This is a genomic window from Campylobacter sp. BCW_4321 (assembly GCF_001763075.1).
Taxonomy (GTDB): Bacteria; Campylobacterota; Campylobacteria; order Campylobacterales; family Campylobacteraceae; genus Campylobacter_D; species Campylobacter_D jejuni.
Window position 1 is genome coordinate 516 of the sequence record NZ_MJYA01000059.1, and the last position, 19,325, is coordinate 19,840.

Genomic DNA, 19,325 nt, shown 5'->3' on the forward strand with positions numbered 1-19,325 from the left:
TAGTTGGGCAAATGCTCTTATTACTTTAGATACTGATTTTATATGCAAAAAAGTTCAAATTTACCAAAAGGAGAAAAAATGACAAAAAAAGAATTTTTAGAAGAATTATCTAATGCTATACAATTAGATTATACGCTCAAAGAAGATCAAGATTTAAACGAAGTTGAAGAATATGATAGTTTGGCATTGTTATCAGTTAGTGCTCTTTATAATCAATTATTTAATCTAGAAATCGAAGGACATGTTTTAAGAAATTGCCAAAATGTTTCAGATCTCATAGCTTTAGCCAAAGATCATTTAAAAGACTAAATTATGATTTTTAAAGAAAATACTTTTTGGGATAAAAGTTTTTTAATTACGGGTGCAAGCAGTGGCATGGGTGCGCATATTGCTCTAACCTTAAATGATCTTGGCGCTAAAGTAGTGGCAATTGCACGAGATGAACAAAAACTTGAATCTCAAAAAAATCAAGCCCAATTTCCAGACAATTTTATTTGCATCAGTAAGGATTTATCTGATTATGAAAAGTTAGACTCTTGGACTTTGGATCTTTGTAAAGAATTTGGTGGATTTAATGGAGCTGTTTTTAGCGCAGGAATTTCCATAAATACTAGCATTAGAAGCATAGACTATATTCAACAAGCTAAAAAACTCTTTGATATCAACTATTTTGGAAATTTGCAAGTATTAAAAGGTATAGTTGATCGAAGAGCACGCACTAAAGAGGGTTCTAGTTTTATATGGATAGCTTCAACTGCAGCATCTGTACCCACAAAAGGACTTTGCCTTTATTCTGCAAGCAAGGCGGCGATTATAGCATCTATTAAATCTATAGCTCTTGAAATTGCTCCTAAATTTCGTATAAATTCAATTTCACCGGCATTAGTCGAAACTCCTTTGCTAAAAACAAATAATTTCTTACAAGATTATAAAAAAATAGCCGATTCAACCTATCCTTTAGGAGTAGGAAAAGTTGAAAACATTACTCCTATGGCTTGTTTTTTACTTAGTGAAGATTCTTCATGGATAACAGGTCAAGATGTAATGATAACTGGGGGGGGGGAGATATAAATAACCATCTAAAAAATTTAATATAAAAGGATAAGCTATAGAATTTTTAAGAGCAAATAATATAAATTACACAAAAAAAGATTTGATAGAAACTTTAGAAAAACTAGAAATTTAAAAAGGTAATACTATTTGCGTGCATACAGAACTTTTTAATTTTGGCATTCCTTTAATACCTAAAAAAGATCATCTTAGTATCTATATTGAAGCATTTTTAGAAGTCATAGGTAAAAATGGTACTTTAATTATGCCTACTTTTACTTATAGTTTTTGTAAAAATCAAATTTATGATAAATTTCATTCTAAATGCAAAGTTGGAATTTTAAATGAATTTTTTAGATTATGGGGGGGGGGTAAAAAGAACAAATGATCCTATTTTTTCTTTTGCCATCAAAGGAAAAAAATCAAGAACTTTTTCTAAAAGATACAAAAAGTTGTTTTGGTCAAAATTGTGTTTATGATATGCTTTCTAAAACAAATGGGGAAATAATTCTTTTTGGATCTAAGATCAATGGATACACTTTTACACATTTCATCGAAGAAAAAGCGCAAGTACCTTATAGATATTTTAAAGAATTTAAAGGTAAAATAGCTCTTGAAAATGGTATAAATAAAAATAAAAAAATTAATTATTATATAAGAGATTTAAATATGGATTCAGATTTAGATGTTTATAAACAAATTCAAATTCTACAACAAGATAATAATTTTAAAATAGAAAATTTTGCCAATTCAAGCATTGTAAATATAAATGCAAATGGATATTTAAGCGCAACTTTAAGAGCTTTAGAAAAAAATGCTTATTGTTTATTAACTGATTTAAAAAAATTAAAGGAAAATCATGCTCACCCACATCTACAACTTTCTAGAAAAAAGCGTTGAAAATTTTAGTAAAAAAACTGCCTTTATTGAACCTTTTGCCAAAGAAAGAAAAGAAATCACTTATAAAGGCTTTGATCTTTTTTCTAAAAAACTAGCCAGTGAAATTTTAAGAAAGCTAGGAAATGATAATCCTACTCAAGCTCCTGTTTTAATCATCTTACCTAAAGGGATTGATTGTTTGATTTCATTTTTTGGAGTGGCATTAAGTGGAAATTTTTATACCCTTTTAGATGAAAAAAGTCCTAAAGAAAGAGTAGAAAAAGTTATAGAGGTTTTAAAACCTAAACTTTTTATCACTTCAAAGGACTTAAATTTTAACTTAGATTTGCCTACACTTTATACACAAGACTTTGAAAGTTTTAATATAGATGAGAGTTTAATAAAAACTGCAAAAGAAAAACATATAGATACTAATTTACTCTATGTTCTTTTTACAAGTGGGAGCACAGGTATTCCTAAAGGAGTCAGCATAACACACAAGAGTGTGATTGATTATACTTTTTGGGTATGTGAGACTTTTAAATTTGATGAGAATGAAATTTTAGCCAATCAAGCACCATTTTATTTTGACAATAGCATTTTAGATATTTTTTCAAGTGTAAAATCAGGAGCAACTTTACACCTTTTACCTAATCATCTTTTTGCCTTTCCAAATAAAATTTTAGAATGCCTTGAAAAAGAAAAAGTAAGCACTATATTTTGGGTACCTTCGGTGTTGATTTATTTTGCGAATACTGAAGCTTTGAATAATTTTAGTTTAAACGTCTTAAAAAAGATACTTTTTTGTGGTGAAATCATGCCCAATAAACAGCTAAATATTTGGCGTAAACACTTACCCAATGCTTTATTTGCCAACCTTTATGGCCCAACAGAAATCACCGATGTATGTTCTTTTTATATCATCAATCGCACTTTTAAAGATGAAGAACTTTTACCTATAGGCAAAGCGTGTAAAAATACAGAACTTTTAGTTTTTGATGAAAATATGAATTTCATAAGTCCTAAACAAATAGGCATTAAAGGGGAACTTTTCGTGCGTGGAACTTCTTTGTCTTTAGGGTATTATAATGACAAAGAAAAAACCAAACAAGCTTTTATACAAAATCCTTTGCATGACAATTATTTAGATTTACTCTATAAAACAGGAGATATCGTTTCTTATAATGAATTTGGCGAACTTTTATGCTATGGAAGAGCGGATAATCAAATCAAATACATGGGGCATAGGATAGAACTTGGAGAAATAGAAAGCATGATAAATTCTCATCCAAATATAAAAAACAGCGCTTGTATTTTTAAAGAAGATATTGTTTGTTTTTATGAAAGCAAAGATGAGCTTGATCTTAAAGCTTTTTTAAAAGATAAATTACCTTCTTATATGATCCCAAAAAATTTTATTAAAATTGACAAATTTAAGCTTAATCAAAACAGTAAAATCGATAGGAAAGCCTTACATGAACTCATTTGAAAAAGCTTTTTATGAAGGATTTAAATTAAGCAATTGTTATGATAATTTTAATCTAATCCAAGAGAAAATTTTAAAACAAGAACTTATCTTAGAAAAACATGAAAATAATAATTTTTTCTTTTTTAATCGTACAGATGGTTTGTTGTATTATTTTATCAATGATTTGCAAGATTATAATTTAAAGGCATGTTATATAAAAATATTAAGCAAAACCCCTAATCATGTTTTGCATGATGAATTTTTAAAACTTAATCATTTTAAAAAAATACTCAATCACAAACAAATGGTGCTTAAAAAAGAGATAAAACCGAGTAATTTTTGCTTTATCTCCAAAGCCTTACATGAAGATAGTAAAGAACTTTATAGCTTTTTTAGAAAATATTTTGATTCATATTTGTTTTATTTTTCACAAAAAAATCTTGAAGAAAAAATACCTAATATATTTGTTTATAAAGAAAATGAAAAAATTCATGCTGCTTTGATCTACACTCAAACTCTCAATACTAATTTTTTAGATTTTATAGCCGTAGATAGAAATTTAAAGCATAAAAATGTGGCTTTTGCTTTACTAAATCATTATTTTGCAGCCAATACTCAAAATAAATTCTTTAAACTTTTTGTAGAAGAAAAAAATGAAAAAGCCATTAATTTTTATAAAAGAGCGGGTTTTTGTTTTAATCATATTAATTTAAAATTTTATAGGAATTTCTAATGACTTACTCACACATTTATATCATAGGTACAGGAAAAGTCGCTAAAGAATGCCAAAAAATAGCTAACGATTTTTTTAAGCAAGAAGTGATTTTTGTAAAAAATATAGAAAATTTAGATGATTTTTGTAAAAATCTTAAAAATTGCCTTATTGTTAGTGCGAATAATTCTTATATTTTCAAAAAAGAATGTGTGCAAAATAATACAATTATAAATTATCACAATGCTTTATTGCCTTTTCATAAAGGATGTAATGCAAGAATTTGGAGCATATGGGAAAATGATAAAACAACAGGTATTACTTGGCACATGGCTGAAGAAAGCATCGATACGGGTGCGATTTTAGTTCAAAAAGAAATAAAGCTTGATGATAATTTTACTGCCTTAAGTCTTTTAGACGCCCAACACAAACTTGCTATAGCTTCATTTAAAGAAGCTTTAAAGAATTTAGAAAATAAGATCTTTAAAATTCAAACTTTAGGGGGGGGGTATCACAAAAAATTGGCTTTGCCAAATGAGGGTTATTTAGATCTTACTTGGGATAAAGAAAAAATTTCTCGTTTTTTAAGGGCTATGGACTGTGGCGCTTTAAGCGGAGTACCTAAGGCTAGATTAAAAATCTTAGGAGAGGAAAAAGAAATTTTATTTTATGAGATCAATGAACTTGATTTAATTTTAAATTTAAGCGATAATACCATTTTAAAAATCACAAAGGAATAAAAATGCAAGAAATCAAACAATTTTTTATCAATATAGAAAGAACAGATATCAATGAGAGTATGGAAAATCTAGTAAGTGAAGATTTTATCGATAGTATTGATATCATGGCTTTGGTTGCTGAAATAGAAAAATTTTACAAAAAACCCTTAAAAGCAGAATTTATCACACCTGAAAATTTTGAAAGCTTTCAAGCCATTAAAAACATGATAGAACAAGCTTTTATTTGATACATAAAACAAATTTATCTCCCTTATCTTTAAAGGTAAAAATTTTATCGCCGCAAGGATAAGAGATGGAATTTTCCTGCATAAAAGATTTTCTTTTTTGCAATTTTTTAAGCATTAAAGGAAGTTCTTTTCTAAATAAGGCTTTATCACTTATTCTCATACCGTGATTTAAGTCTTTTATAAATCTTCCATCAACCTCACTTTCATCTTTTATCAAATTTAAAGTAGCATCAAAACCTAAAGTATTAAAAATCTCATAAAGCATGATCTTATCCTTAGCTGGTGCTTTAACATCTTTAGCGCTATGATAAGTTATAAAAATAATATTTTTTGAAACTTCAGATAAAATTTGCAGATGCTTTAAATTTAACAACGCTCTTATCATATAATTTACATCATTGAAAAAATACAACGCATTTTCTTTTCGTGTCCAATGTTTTTTTAAAAAACAGTACAAATCTAAATCTTTAGAACTAAAAACAAATTCAGGAGAATCAATCTCCCTTCCCAGTATAAATTGCAAAGGAGGCAAGGCAGGTCCTGAATTATCAATCACGCCATCCACATACCAAGGAGCTATTTTTGCTATGAGTAAAGATAAGTATCCTCCATAAGACCCCCCCCCCACATAAATTTTTGGTAAATCTGCAAATTTTGGAAAGCGTTTCACTAAATCTTTTAAAGCATTGATATGATCAATAGCTGCCATAATACCATAGTTTTGATAATCACCATTGGGTGGGACAAAATCGCAAAAAAGTTCTATTTTTTGGCTTTCATCAACTAAACCTGCTTGTTTAATCTCTCCAGCCCTTTGTTCTATAAGAGGGATAATTTGTTCAAAATTATCTTCATTGGCAAATAAATGCCCTAAATTAATATTTTTAAAATACCATTGATACGCTCTAAATCATCTTGATTAGGAATAAGCTTTGGATTGTGCTTTTGATCGATACTTTGTCTTGTACAAAAACAATGATAAAAAACATGTACCGCTACAACATCAAAATTTTTAGCAATATACTCTCTATCAAAATCTAAAAAAGAAATATTTGCATTAGCTCCAAAACCACCTATTATAAAAACTATAGCTTTAATATCTTTTTCATTATCATAACTTATGCGGTATTCAAGCTTACTGGTTCTTTTAATACCTAGTTCTACATCATCACAAGAATTGATTTCAAAGGTTTGGTTTATGAGCAATTTTAAGCCTTTTATTTTATTTTAAAGACAATTATACTTAAATTTTAGTAAAATAAAACACAAAAAAACAAGGCTTAACTATGAAAAATCTTTGTATCATCCCTGCTCGTGGTGGATCAAAAAGAATTCCTAGAAAAAATATCATTGATTTTCTAGGTAAACCTTTAATCGCTTATAGCATAGAAAATGCTTTAAATTCAGGCATTTTTAATGAAGTGGTGCTTACAAGTGATGATGAAGAAATCATAGAAGTAGCCTTAAAATACGGTGCAAAAGCTCCTTTTATACGTGATAAAAAATTAAGCGATGATTATACTTCAAGCACTGCTGTAGTGCAAAATGCCATAGAAATTTTACAAAGCCAAAATAAAATTTATGATCATGTCTGCTGCCTTTATGCTACTGCTCCTTTGTTAAACAAAGACATTTTAAAACAAGCCTATGAAAAATTTATCCAAAATCAAAGCAAGTTTTTATTTGCTGCTACTGAGTTTGAGTATCCTATACAAAGGGCTTTTTATCTAAATGAGAACAATCAAGTTTATATGTTTGATGAAAAACACTATAAAAGCCGCTCACAAGACTTAATAAAAGCTTATCATGATGCAGGGGCTTTTTATTTTGGTATAAGTAAAGCTTGGCTTGAAGAAGATTTTATGTTTAAACCTCATTCTAGTGCGTTTGTATTACCAAGAAATTTAGTTTGCGATATAGACACCATGCAAGATTTAGAATTTGCAAAAATACTTTATAAGGTAAATCATGAAAGTGCTTTTTAGAAGCGATAGCTCCAGTCAAATAGGCTTTGGACACATTAAACGCGATCTAGTCTTAGCTAAACAATACGATGATGTAAGCTTTGCTTGTTTATCTTTAAAAGGCTCTTTGATCGATGAAATTCCTTATCCTGTTTATGAGCTTAGTAGCGAAAGTATTTACGAGCTTATCAATCTCATCAAAGAAGAAAAATTTGAACTTCTAATCATTGATCACTATGGCATCAGTGTAGATGATGAAAAGCTGATCAAGCTTGAAACAGGAGTGAAAATCTTAAGCTTTGATGATGAAATAAAGCCTCATCATTGTGACATTTTGCTCAATGTCAATGCTTACTCAAAAGCAAGTGATTATGAAGGTTTAGTGCCTTTTAAATGCGAAGTAAGATGTGGTTTTTCTTATGCCTTAATCAGGGAAGAATTTTATCAAGAGGCTAAAGAAAATAGAGAAAAAAAATATGATTTTTTCATTTGCATAGGTGGAACTGATATAAAAAACCTTTCTATCAGTCTTGCTTCTGATTTACCTAGGAATAAAAAAATTGCTATCGCCACAAGCTCGTCAAATCCCAATCTTGCAAAACTTGAAAAATTTATAAAAGATCATGAAAATATCAAACTTTTTATAGATGAAAATCTAGCAAAGCTTATGAATGAAAGCAATAAACTCATCATCAGTGCAAGTTCTTTAATCAATGAAGCCTTACTTTTAAAAGCAAATTTTAAAGCCATCTGTGTTGCTAAAAATCAAGAAAAACTAGCCAATTGGCTAGCTCAAAAAGGCTATGAAGTGGAGTATAGGCATTGATAAAACTTAAAAATTTCACAGAACTTAATTCTCAAGAAATAAAGCTGATTTTTAAATGGCGCAATCACCCAGACATCAGTCAATTTATGAAAACAAAATATATTGATTTTGAAGAACATTTAAGATTTATAAAAAGCTTATATCAAGATTCTAGTAAAAAATATTTTTTAGTTTTTCAAGATGAACAGATTATTGGTGTGATTGATTTTGTCAATATCACAACTAAATCTTGCGAATTTGGACTTTATGCAAAACCTGATTTAAAAGGTGTAGGACAAATTTTAATGAATGAAATTATAAAATACGCTTTTGAAAACTTAAAAGTAAATACTCTTAAAGCTTATGTTTTTAAAAGCAATCACAAAGCTTTAAAATTATATCAACAAAATCATTTTACTATTTATGATGAAGATAAAGATTTCTATTATGTTTGCCTAAAGCAATCTAACTGCAAAACCTTGCTTAGCTAATTCTTCTTTGATATCTTTAGGGGTATACTTAGAAAAATGAAAAATATAAGCTCCAGCTAAAGCATCAGCACCCAAATTTAAAGCCTTAACTCCATCACTTGGATTGCTAAGTCCTCCATTGATAATAAGAGGAATTTTAAGTTTATTTTGAAAGATCTTTAAAAGTTCTAAATCATAACCCTTTGCTTTTCCCTCAAAATCCACAGAAGTTAAAAGAAGCTCTCCAGCTCCTTTTTTTTCGTATTCTAAAGCAAGTTCTAAAGGATTTTTTTCAAGTAAATTTCCCCTATCATAAACACAAAATTGATCCCCTTTTCTTTTAACATCTATAGAGCAAACTATGCATTGAGAACCAAAACGATTAGCCGCTTTACTTATAAAATCTATATCTTCTAAGACCTTAGAATTGATAGAAATTTTATCCGCACCTAAATTTAAAATCTTTTGTATATCCTCAAGAGTTTTTATCCCCCCACCTATGGTTAAAGGCATAAAGCATTCTTTAGCAAGATCTTCTATACTTTCAAAATCTATTTCTCCACTTTTTGAAGCATCTATATCTAAGATAATAAGCTCATCAACATTGCGTGCATTATAAATCCGCATCGTTGAAGTTAAATGCCCTATAGTGCGAAAATCTTTAAACTCTATACTTTTAACAAGTTGAGAATTTTTTAATAACACGCAAGGGATAATTCTAGTTTTTAACATTTAAAGCCTTATAAAATTTTCTAAAAGTTTTAAGCCTAAATTTTGACTTTTTTCAGGATGAAACTGCGTCGCAAAAATACGATCTTTTTGCAAAGATGCAACAAATTTATGCCCGTATTGTGCTTTAGCACTTACAAACTCATCTTTGCATTTCACATAAAAAGAATGTACAAAATAAAAATCACTCTTATCTTCTATACCTTGATATAAAGGTTCTTGTTTTAAAATTTCAAGTTCATTCCAACCCATGTGTGGGATTTTTAAATTTAAATCTTCTTCAAATTTGACTACTTCACCTTCTATAAAACCAAGTCCTTCGCAAGTTCCACCTTCATAGCCCCTTTCTAAAAAAAGCTGCATTCCCAAACAAATGCCTAAAATAGGTTTTTTTTGCACCAAAACTTGCTCTTTTAAAGCTTCTATAAAACCAAGTTCTTTTAAATTTTTCATTGCTTCTTTAAAAGATCCCACTCCGGGTAAAAGCAATTTATCTGCTTTTTGCAAATCTTTTGGATTTTTAGCTATGAAATTTGTAGCTCCTATTTTTTCAAAAGCCTTAGCAACGGAGTTTAAATTTCCCGCCTTGTAATCAATGAGCGCTATCATTTTAAAACACACTCGTCTTTTCTTACCAAAGAACCATCATAATCTCTTATAAATTTACCATTTTCATCACGTTTAAAGATTTTTTTATTGGTAAAAGAATCTACTATTTTTTGAAATTCTTCCTCGCTAAAACCACTGAATTCAAGGTATTTTTTAATAGCTTTTTTAGGGGGTTTACCATCATATTTTTGCACCAAACGCACCCCTTCTTCACGGCTGATATAACCTAAACGAATATCCAAACAAGCATTATCTGTTGCTCTACCAAAGCCATATTTACAGTATTTTAAATAATCATGCACATGATTAGAATAACAATCTAAATTTTCAAAATTTTCATAAGTAGTCTCAACAGGATGATCTAGAGTTAAAAAACCATATTTTTTAGAAATTTCAAGAATTTTTTTATAGTCCCATTTAAAATAATACCCTAAAAATAGCCCAGTAACCCCTACTCTTTGAAGTTCTTCATCGCTTGGATAAGTATATAAAAACAAATCTTTTTCAGTGATGGCATTTACCCCAAGCATATCAGAAGCACGATTTCCTAAAAGTCCACCAAATTCTTCAAGCCACTCTCTACCTAAAATATTTTTATTTTTACTACTCGCAGGACCACCATACTCTATCTGCGGACTTTCCCCCCAGATGATCAAAGGCACTCCAAAATTTACCGCTATGCGTGGAACAGAAGTAAAAATTCCCAAATGGTTTTGCCACTCATTATCCCCTGTTCTTATAAAAGCTTCACGGGCAAGTTTTTGATAAACTTTTGGATCACGCTTGATATGGATCAAATCTACGCCCAAATGATTTAAATTGTCTAAATTTTTGCGCCCTATTTTCGTAGGCACACTAGGCTCAAAACACACACACAAAGGATTAAGTCCAAGTTCAAGCATTTTAACCACTTGAAAAGTAGAATCTTTTCCACCGCTTACTCCGATAACGCAATCATAAACAGGATGTTTTTTGTATTTTTTTACAAGCTCAAAAAATTCTTTTTCTCTTTCTTGCCAATTGATTTTTTGATTTTTAGCTTCTTGAGAACGACAAGCATCACAAATTCCTTCTTCATCAAAATGTAAATCAGGTTTAGTATCTGGCATCACACATTTTTTGCAAAATTTCATAAATTTCCTTTAATTAGCCTTAAATATATATCGTTATAATTAAATTTTATTTTATAATTTTATATATTTATATTATATAAAAATTAAAAAATGAATGAATTCTATGATTTAAATCCCTATGGCATTTTTTTGAAGAAAACTAAGCAAAATCATAACAAAGTCGTAATATTTATATAATATAAATATATAAATTGAAGAAATATATAATATAATTATATATCATTTTTAGTAGGAAATTTACCAAAGAAAGAAATACATGCAAATAGGAAATTTTAACACCGATAAAAAGGTTTTTATCATCGCAGAACTTAGCGCAAATCACGCAGGAAATCTTGAAATGGCACTTAAAAGTATAAAAGCTGCTAAAAAAGCAGGAGCTGATGCGATAAAAATCCAAACTTACACTGCAGATAGTCTTACGCTAAATAGCGACAAAAAAGATTTCATCATCAAAGGAGGGCTTTGGGATAAAAGAAAACTTTATGAGCTTTACGAAAGTGCAAAAACTCCTTATGAATGGCATTCTCAAATCTTTGAAACCGCACAAAATGAAGGCATACTTTGTTTTTCAAGTCCTTTTGCTAAAGAAGATTTAGAATTTCTAAAACGCTTTGATCCTATAGCTTATAAAATCGCTTCTTTTGAAGCTAATGATGAAAATTTCGTGCGTTTAATCGCCAAAGAAAAAAAACCTACTATCGTTTCAACGGGCATTGCTACAGAAGGAGAGCTTTTTAGAATATGTGAAATTTTCAAAGAAGAAAAAAATTCTGATTTAATCTTTTTAAAATGTACTTCAGCTTATCCTGCTGCCATAGAAGATATGAATTTAAAAGCTATGGTAAGTTTAAAAGAAAAATTTAATGTTGAAGTGGGATTAAGCGATCATAGTTTTGGCTCTTTAGCTCCCATTATAGCAGTAGCACTTGGAGCTAGAGTGATAGAAAAACATTTTATGTTAGATAAAAATATAGAAAGTGAAGACAGTAAATTTAGTCTTGATTTTGATGAATTTAAAACTATGGTAGATGCGATTAGACAGACCGAAAGTGCCTTAGGCGATGGCAAGTTAGACTTAGATGAAAAAGCTCTTAAAAATCGTGTTTTTGCAAGAAGCTTATATGCAAATAAGGATATCAAAAAAGGTGAAATTTTCAGCGAAGAAAATGTAAAATCCGTACGTCCTTCTTTTGGACTACATCCTAAATTTTATCAAGAACTTTTAGGAAAAAAAGCTACTAAAGATATAAAATTTGGCGATGCTTTAAAAGAAAGTGATTTTAGATGAATAAAGATCTTTTTTTAAAAAACACTCAAGCTTTATTTGAAGTTGATCAAATTTTAGCGTATAAATTACGTGCTTTAAAAAAAAACGATTTTAAAATACTACAAAATGAAAATGGAATCAATTTTATAAAAGATGATATTACGCTTTATAAAAATCCTAATCAAGAGCTTTTAGAAAATTTAACTCTTTTTCAAAATAAGTATAAAAAATATCCTGTATTATTTTTCTATGGTTTTGGAAATGGTATGTTTTACAAAGCCTTGTGTGAAAATAAAAACCATAAACACATCATCGTTTTTGAAGATGAGCTAGAAATTTTAGCCCTAGCTTTACATCTTTTTGATTTCACTAAAGAGTTAAAAGATGAAAAATTAATACTCTTTCATACTTTAAGCATTACCACTGCACAACTTACAACACTTTTTATGTATGAATACATACAAAAAAGTGTGAAAATTTTTAATCTTTTTATACATAGTGATTTTTATCTTAAATTCTATACTCATCAAATACAAGAACTTAACAAAAAGCTTATTGAAAATATTCGTTTTATCGTTTTAGCTAAAGGAAATGATCCTTATGATTCTATTATCGGTATCAAACACATGCTTAATAATCTTCCTAAACTTTTAAACCATGGAATTTTTCAAAATTTTTTAAAAGAAAGAAAACAAAAAGTTAAAAACGCCATTATTGTTTCAACAGGACCTAGCTTAACCAAACAATTGCCTTTACTAAAAAAGTATGCAAATAAAGCTACTATATTTTGTGCTGATAGTGCTTATCCTATTTTAGCAAAACATGATATAAAACCTGATTATGTTTGTATGCTAGAAAGAGATGATATAGTTTCTAAGTGTTTTGATAATGATTTTAAAGAATTTGATAAAGGAATTTTGTTTATCCTAGCTTCGGTGGTTCATAAAGAAGTTATTGAATTTCTTGAAAGAAATAATAGAGAATATATGCTAGTACATCGCCCTTTGCACTTTGCCGTATCTTTAAATCTTAAAGAATTTGGTTATATTGGAATTGGAGCAAGTGTTGCTAATATGGTTTATGAACTAGCTGCAAGTCTAAGGCATGAAAATATCATTTTCATAGGACAAGACTTAGCTTACGCAGAAGATGGAAGCTCTCATCCAAGAGAGCATATCTATGGAAATGAAGGAGAGAAAATACGCGGTGAAGTTTATACACTTGCTTATGGGGGAGAAAAACAAGTAAGAACTCAACTCACTTGGAACTTGTTCCGACAAACCTTTGAAAAAGATATTTTCTGGGCAAAAGAAAAATTAAAAATCAACACCTATAATTGCACCGAAGGGGGTGCTAGGATAGAAGGAACCATAGAAAAACCCTTTAAAGAAATGTGTGAAACTTTACTTAAAGAAGATCTAAAAAAACCTTTTGAGAAACCTAAAATTTTAGAAAACAATGAGACAAAAAATAAATTTTTACAAACTCAAAAACTGCTAATTAAAAATGTCGAACAAAGTGAAAAATTTATAAAGAAATGTCAAAATGAACTAAAAAAACTTGACTTTGAACTTAGCAAATCTCAACTTAATTTACAAACTCTAATAAAAATTAAGCAAAATCTTCTATTTTTTTTTAAGGAGTTTAAAAAATTAAAACTTTTCAATGAACTCACTCAAGCCATATATTATCATAACGAATGCGAAATTATGCATTATGAAGTTTTAAATGATTTAGAACAAAATAAAAAAATTAAAGACTTTTTAACCAGTCAAAAAACATGGTGGTTGCAAAGTTTTGAGTATTTAAATACTCAAAACCAAATCATAAAAGAAGCTTTAAAAAAATACGAAAATGACGATATTTCATAAATAAAAGGAAAAATTATGAAATTTAATCAAAATCAAATTAAACTTTTTAATAGAAATATCAATGCTTTAAACAATACTGTTTTAAAGGAAAGTTTAAAACAAATTAAATCAAGTAAATTTGAGCTTATTTTAGGCAAAGATAATTTAGATATAAATTTAAAAAATACAAGCGATAACACCTTTCTTTATAAAAATGCTATAGATGAATTAAACTCCATGCTTAATATTTATAATGATAAATATCTACTTTATCCTGTATTGTATTTTTATGGTTTTGGAAATGGGATTTTATTTAAAGCCTTACTTCAAAATAAAAATCACCAACATATAGTTGTTTTTGAAAAAGAATTAGAAATTATCAAGATCATGCTTCATCTTATGGATTTTTCGCAAGAATTAAAAGAAAATAAACTTATAATACTTGATATTAACTCCTTAGAATTTCAAGATTATTATGACTTATGTTCAAGCAATCCTTTCTTTCAATTTTCAAGAACTTATTTTCTAGAATTGAGTAGCGATTACTATGAGAAAGATAAAAAATATATATTAAAATTAAATAAAGATTTAATAGAAAAATTTAAAAACTCGATTTTATTATATGGAAATGATTCTAAAGATAATTTACAAGGAATAGAGCAACTTATCTACAATCTTCCTAAAATGATTACTCATACTGCTTATCAAGATTTTCTTAAAAAAAGAGAAAATCTTAGTGATACTGCTATTATCGTTTCAACAGGACCTTCTCTTACTAAACAACTTCCTATTTTGAAAAAATACGCAAATAAAGCAACAATCATATCAGCAGATTCTTCTTATCCTATTTTAGCAAAACATGATATCAAACCTGATTATGTTGTATCTTTAGAAAGAATTTTATTAACCTCAGAATTTTTTAATAATAATTTTGGTGATTTTGATAAGGATATTTTATTTATCACAACCCATTTAACCCATCCTCAAACTATAAAAAATTTAGAAAAAAACAATAGAAATTTTATGTTAGTTCATCGTAGTTCAGAATTTACAACATACTTAAAACTAAAAAAATTTGGAGAGCTATGTGAAGGACATAGCGTCGCAAATGTAGCTTATGGATTAGCTGTATTTTTAAGACACAAAAATATTATTTTCATAGGACAAGATTTAGCTTATTCTAATGATGGGTTTTCCCATACAAAAGATTATAGAAATCTTAACAAACATAAAGGTCATTATGAAAGAGACTTTGGACATTTTAGAACCATAGCTTATGGAGGAGTGGGTTTTGTGGAAAGCTCTTTTTATTGGAGTTTATTTAGATTTTTTTTAGAAAAAAGAATTCATGAGGCTAATCAATTAGAACTTTGTAACACCTATAATTGCACCGAAGGTGGAGCTAGGATAGAAGGAGCTATAGAAAAACCTTTTAAAAAAACATGTGAAGCTTTACTTAAAAACAATTTAAATAAAAATTTTCCAAAAATAGATCCATTAAGCAGTCATAAACAAAATGAACTTTTATTAAAATGTTATTACAAGATTATAAAAAGTATAAATCACTGCAAAAATTTTAAAAAAGAACTTTTAAAATCTTATAACCACATACAAGAAAGTTTTTCAAATCTAAATTTGATTTCAAATTTAGATGAAGGTAAAGAAATATTAAACTATCTTATCCAAGAAATAGACAAAATAAAATTCAAGCTTGAAGATAGAAAAAATATGTTGGATTTATGCGAAATTTTAAAAACCTTATTAGTTCAATTTGAACTTAATTTAGCAAGAATTTTTGTTTTAAATCCAAAAACTTCAGAAGATTCTTATAAAAAATCTTTACTGTGGGTTAAAGAACATATAGAATTTTTTAAAATGATTTATACTCACATAGAAGCACAAGAAAAAGCTTTGATAAAAAATATCATTCCTTTAGAAAATGAATTAACTCAAAGAAATTTAGAAAAATACAAAAGGAAAATAAATGCAAAATACAATTTTTAACAAAAATGTAAAAGCCATGAATGGCAAGGAATACGATAAACTTAAAGAAAAATTAGTCAAAATAAAAGAACTTAGAGAATTTTCCTATACTTTTGGAAAAGATAATTTAAATATCAATATCATTCAAAAAAGAAATTTAAAAACACTTTATAAAAACCCTTTAAGTGAACTGGAGAAAAAAATTGAATTTTTCAAAGATTATAAAAGATATCCGGCTTTATTTTTTTACGGTCTTGGAAATGGAATTTTATACAAAGCTTTACTTCAAAATGAAAATCATAAAAGAATAGTTATATTTGAAAAAGAAATTGAAATTATTTTTATAGTTTTAAATTTATTAGACTTCAGCGAAAATATAAGAAAAGGTAGATTTATTTTAATCCATACTCCAGAAATGACTTATGCAAAAGCAGATATTATTTTTTCTTTAAGTCCTATTGATCGCTTTTTTAAAACTTATAATTTACATTTACATTCTGATTTTTATAAAAACTACAAAGAAGATACTTTAAAAATTAATACTTTAAATTTAAAGGCTATTAAAAACATTAGCTTAAAAAAAGGTAATGATCCTAAAGATGCTATGCAAGGGATAGAACAATTTGTAAGAAATATCCCAAAAATGATCTCACATCCAAGTTATCAAACCTTGCTTAAAAAAAGAAGAAATACCAAAAATGAAAATGTGGCCATTATAGTTTCTACAGGGCCTAGTCTTGAAAAACAGCTTCCCTTACTTAAACAATATACAAATAAAGCAACTATTTTTTGTGCTGATAGTGCTTATGCTATACTAGCAAAACATAACATAAAGCCTGATTATGTTTGCATGATGGAAAGAGATGACATCACAGCAGAATGTTTTAATAATGATTTTAAAGATTTTGATAAAGGAATTACTTTTCTTGTAACTTCTTTAGTGCACAAAAATACAATTTCTTATCTTGAAAAAAACAAAAGATCCTATATCTTAGTCACTAGACCTTTGCCTTTTGCTAGCTCAGTAGAACTTAATGAATTTGGCTATATGAGCTGTGGTTTAAGCGTTGCTCATATGAACTATGAACTAGCTATCAATCTAAATTATAAAAACATTATTTTAATAGGACAAGATCTAGCTTACGCAAAAGATGGAAGTTCTCATTCAAAAGGCTTTATCCACGAAAAACTCCATGATGGGCACCATCAAAGAGATTTTAACAAATATATGACTGTAGCTTATGGAGGAAAAGGAACAGTTCAAAGCTCTGAAGTTTGGACCATATTTAGAGAAATTTTTGAAAGCTTTATAGCATCAAACAAAGACAAAATAAAAACTTATAATTGCACCGAAGGTGGGGCTAGGATAGAAGGAGCTATAGAAAAACCATTTAAAGAAATGTGTGAAGCTTTACTTAAAAAAGAACTAAAAAAACCTTTTGTTAAAATTCCTAAACTTTCTAAAATTCAAAAAAACACCTTGATGCTAAAAGCCTATACAAAAATCAAAAAACAAATGACCTTAACACAAACTTTTTTAAAAGAATGCAAAAAAATCAAAAACCAATTAGCCTCTTTAAAAGGAGAAAAATCTAAACTTACCCTAGATCAAATCAATCAAAATCTAGATAAATTTAAAACTCGTTTAGATTCTAATCGCTATAATTTTTTGTTTGAAATTCTAGGCCCAACACTTCATCATGAAGAAGCTATTTTATCACCTTTGTATGTGCAAAGTATTCAAAATGAAAGCGAAAAACAAAACAAACTTTTTGCTTGGCTTTACGCTCATGAATCTTTAATCGAAAGCATTTATGAACTTACTAACACTCAAAATACCATCTTAAAAAAAGCTATCATTCCTTTGCAAAATGAATTAGAAAAAAGAAATTTGATCTAAAGAGCAAAATTTTGCTCTTTAGAAAGATTATTGTAAAAGTTTTAAAACATTTTGTTGCACAGCATTTGCCTGACTCATAGCATATGAGCCTGATTGTGCAAGTATGTTATACTTTGAAAAATTCGCACTCTCGCTTGCAAAGTCTACATCTCTTATAGTTGATTCTGCTGCTTTAACATTAACCTGGGTTACGGTGATGTTGTTTATAGTAACTTGAAGTTGATTTTGCACCGAACCAATATCTGCTCTGATTTGATCAAGATTTGTTATAGCAGTTTCAGCTATATCCATTACAGCCATAGCACCTTTAAGAGTAGTTACACCTGCACTCTTATCTACTGTTCCAGCTTTATTACCTGCTGAAGTTTTTAAAAGTGCAAATTGAGAATTTCCTGAACCTTCTGAAAAACCTGAACCTTTAGAAACAGTATAAATACCAGATGCTGTTGACATAGAAGAGTAAAAAGTAACAGAAGAAGATATGGTAACAGACATATTTTTACCACTACCTACAGAAAATCCTGAACCAGAAGAAAATCCTGAACCAGCAGAACTCATGTAAGAGGCAGCATCACTGTAACCTATTAATATCTGTTTTCCTCCGCCTTTAGAAGAATTAAAGCCCATGGCATCAGCTATATTTGCATCGATTTGACCTTTAGATTCTCTTAAAGATACTGAAGATTGAGAAATAAGATCAGTTGTTCCCATACCTATAGCACTAAGATTGGTTCCGCTGATGTTAATATCTCTACCATCGTTTTTTACTAAAGATAATCTTCCGTAATTTTCTTTTTGTGTTCCTAAAATTCCAGAACCAACTCCTATATCTCCAGTGATTTTAATCCCTCTACCATCAGCTGAAGTAAGAACAAGCTTACCATTTTCATCCTTAGAAGCTTGAACTCCTGTTGTGTCTTTAACCGCATTGATAGCTGAGATTAACTGACCATTATTATCTCCGTCTTTATAAGAAATTTGACCAATTATAACCCCATTGATAGCAAAGTCTTGAGAAGTAGTTCCTTCTTTTATAGCATAAGCTCCTGTAGTTTTTACATCATAAGTTGCTCTAACTCCTGTTTTATCGGCACTTTTATTAATCTCTTCAGCTAAAGCTCCAAGTCCTGTTCCAACAGAGGTTGAAATCACAACACTATCAAATTTAAAATCTTCTAAACCATTATAGTTTTTTATAGTAAGTCCTACCACACCTGAAGTAAAGCTTTGCGAACCCGTTTCAAATCTTGTAACACCGATTTTTGAAGACTGAGTTGGTCCAATGCTTGCTTTTATAGTTTGATTTGAACTTGAACCGATTTGAAATTCTTGATTGGTAAAATTTCCACTTAAAAGTTGCTTGCCATTAAAAGCTGTAGTATTTGCGATATTATCAAGCTCTTCCATCAAACGGTTTATATCGGCTTGAAGCATGGTTCTTGTTTTTAAACTTTGACCATCTTGAGCTGCTTGAGTAGCTTTAGTCTTGATAGTATCTAAGATCTTAAGTTGCTCATCCATAGCCTTATCAGCAGTTTG

General features: G+C 28.8%; 17 protein-coding genes and 2 pseudogenes. 14 read left to right on the top strand and 5 right to left on the bottom strand.

Annotated elements, in window-relative coordinates:
* The first annotated feature begins 78 nt into the window (after window positions 1–78).
* The 7 genes and pseudogenes from AJN58_RS06320 (at window position 79) to AJN58_RS06355 (ending at window position 5,076) form a co-directional block, all read left to right on the top strand.
* Entirely contained in the window at window positions 79–309 is a 231-nt protein-coding gene (locus tag AJN58_RS06320; RefSeq protein WP_044779421.1) for an acyl carrier protein, read from the top strand.
* A 3-nt stretch (window positions 310–312) separates the two neighbouring features.
* Window positions 313–1,071, top strand: coding sequence for an SDR family NAD(P)-dependent oxidoreductase (locus AJN58_RS06325; RefSeq protein ID WP_252365424.1), 759 nt, complete (start codon window positions 313–315; stop codon window positions 1,069–1,071).
* 37 nt (window positions 1,072–1,108) lie between these two features.
* Window positions 1,109–1,950: pseudogene (locus AJN58_RS10580) on the top strand (AAC(3) family N-acetyltransferase).
* On the top strand, window positions 1,910–3,418 hold the full coding sequence (locus tag AJN58_RS06340) for an amino acid adenylation domain-containing protein (RefSeq protein ID WP_044779422.1): 1,509 nt from the start codon (window positions 1,910–1,912) through the stop codon (window positions 3,416–3,418). Before AJN58_RS10580 ends, AJN58_RS06340 begins: the two are co-directional and overlap by 41 nt.
* Window positions 3,405–4,130: a GNAT family N-acetyltransferase gene (locus AJN58_RS06345; RefSeq protein ID WP_044779423.1), complete on the top strand. Its 726-nt coding sequence runs from the start codon at window positions 3,405–3,407 to the stop codon at window positions 4,128–4,130. The genes AJN58_RS06340 and AJN58_RS06345 overlap by 14 nt, the downstream gene beginning before the upstream one ends.
* The gene (locus AJN58_RS06350; RefSeq protein WP_070292092.1) at window positions 4,130–4,849 is read left to right on the top strand and encodes a formyltransferase family protein; all 720 of its coding nucleotides are present in this window, start codon (window positions 4,130–4,132) and stop codon (window positions 4,847–4,849) included. Before AJN58_RS06345 ends, AJN58_RS06350 begins: the two co-directional genes overlap by 1 nt.
* A 2-nt stretch (window positions 4,850–4,851) precedes the next feature.
* Window positions 4,852–5,076 (top strand): hypothetical protein, encoded by a 225-nt coding sequence (locus tag AJN58_RS06355; RefSeq protein WP_002854125.1) that lies wholly within the window; start codon window positions 4,852–4,854, stop codon window positions 5,074–5,076.
* Here the strand turns inward: AJN58_RS06355 and AJN58_RS06360 are convergent.
* A pseudogene (locus tag AJN58_RS06360) lies at window positions 5,069–6,282 on the bottom strand (DUF2920 family protein). The gene AJN58_RS06355 and the pseudogene AJN58_RS06360 overlap by 8 nt on opposite strands.
* 80 nt (window positions 6,283–6,362) lie before the next feature.
* On the opposite strand from AJN58_RS06360, the gene pseF reads away from it, so the two are divergent.
* From pseF to pseH, 3 genes are read left to right on the top strand one after another with little or no spacing between them, the layout of a single operon-like run.
* Window positions 6,363–7,061 carry a pseudaminic acid cytidylyltransferase gene (gene pseF / locus AJN58_RS06365; protein ID WP_070292094.1) on the top strand — a complete coding sequence of 233 codons (699 nt, stop codon included), beginning with the start codon at window positions 6,363–6,365 and terminating at the stop codon, window positions 7,059–7,061.
* Window positions 7,045–7,866 (top strand): UDP-2,4-diacetamido-2,4,6-trideoxy-beta-L-altropyranose hydrolase, encoded by an 822-nt coding sequence (gene pseG, locus AJN58_RS06370; protein ID WP_070292096.1) that lies wholly within the window; start codon window positions 7,045–7,047, stop codon window positions 7,864–7,866. Before pseF ends, pseG begins: the two co-directional genes overlap by 17 nt.
* Window positions 7,863–8,336, top strand: a complete 474-nt coding sequence (gene pseH / locus AJN58_RS06375) for a UDP-4-amino-4,6-dideoxy-N-acetyl-beta-L-altrosamine N-acetyltransferase (RefSeq protein WP_070292098.1) — start codon at window positions 7,863–7,865, stop codon at window positions 8,334–8,336. The genes pseG and pseH overlap by 4 nt, the downstream gene beginning before the upstream one ends.
* Here pseH and AJN58_RS06380 read toward each other — a convergent pair.
* The 3 genes from AJN58_RS06380 to pseA are packed head-to-tail and all read right to left on the bottom strand — an operon-like array spanning window position 8,301 to window position 10,786.
* Window positions 8,301–9,047 carry a HisA/HisF-related TIM barrel protein gene (locus tag AJN58_RS06380; protein WP_070292100.1) on the bottom strand — a complete coding sequence of 249 codons (747 nt, stop codon included), beginning with the start codon at window positions 9,045–9,047 and terminating at the stop codon, window positions 8,301–8,303. The two genes, pseH and AJN58_RS06380, sit on opposite strands and share 36 nt — an antisense overlap.
* Entirely contained in the window at window positions 9,048–9,653 is a 606-nt protein-coding gene (gene hisH / locus AJN58_RS06385; RefSeq protein WP_083265176.1) for an imidazole glycerol phosphate synthase subunit HisH, read from the bottom strand.
* Window positions 9,650–10,786, bottom strand: a complete 1,137-nt coding sequence (gene pseA, locus AJN58_RS06390) for a pseudaminic acid biosynthesis protein PseA (protein ID WP_070292104.1) — start codon at window positions 10,784–10,786, stop codon at window positions 9,650–9,652. The genes hisH and pseA overlap by 4 nt, the downstream gene beginning before the upstream one ends.
* Before the next feature lie 256 nt (window positions 10,787–11,042).
* Between pseA and pseI the strand changes: the two genes are divergently transcribed.
* Genes pseI through AJN58_RS06410 form a run of 4 tightly spaced genes read left to right on the top strand, consistent with a single transcriptional unit; the run spans window position 11,043 to window position 17,786 of the window.
* Window positions 11,043–12,074: a pseudaminic acid synthase gene (gene pseI / locus AJN58_RS06395; RefSeq protein ID WP_070292105.1), complete on the top strand. Its 1,032-nt coding sequence runs from the start codon at window positions 11,043–11,045 to the stop codon at window positions 12,072–12,074.
* Entirely contained in the window at window positions 12,071–13,924 is a 1,854-nt protein-coding gene (locus tag AJN58_RS06400; RefSeq protein WP_070292107.1) for a motility associated factor glycosyltransferase family protein, read from the top strand. The genes pseI and AJN58_RS06400 overlap by 4 nt, the downstream gene beginning before the upstream one ends.
* A gap of 15 nt (window positions 13,925–13,939) precedes the next feature.
* Window positions 13,940–15,907 carry a motility associated factor glycosyltransferase family protein gene (locus AJN58_RS06405; protein WP_070292109.1) on the top strand — a complete coding sequence of 656 codons (1,968 nt, stop codon included), beginning with the start codon at window positions 13,940–13,942 and terminating at the stop codon, window positions 15,905–15,907.
* On the top strand, window positions 15,888–17,786 hold the full coding sequence (locus AJN58_RS06410; protein WP_070292111.1) for a motility associated factor glycosyltransferase family protein: 1,899 nt from the start codon (window positions 15,888–15,890) through the stop codon (window positions 17,784–17,786). Before AJN58_RS06405 ends, AJN58_RS06410 begins: the two co-directional genes overlap by 20 nt.
* 27 nt (window positions 17,787–17,813) lie before the next feature.
* Here the strand turns inward: AJN58_RS06410 and AJN58_RS06415 are convergent.
* Window positions 17,814–19,325 (bottom strand): flagellin (locus tag AJN58_RS06415; RefSeq protein ID WP_070292115.1); only part of this gene is annotated, 1,512 nt, incomplete at its 5' end.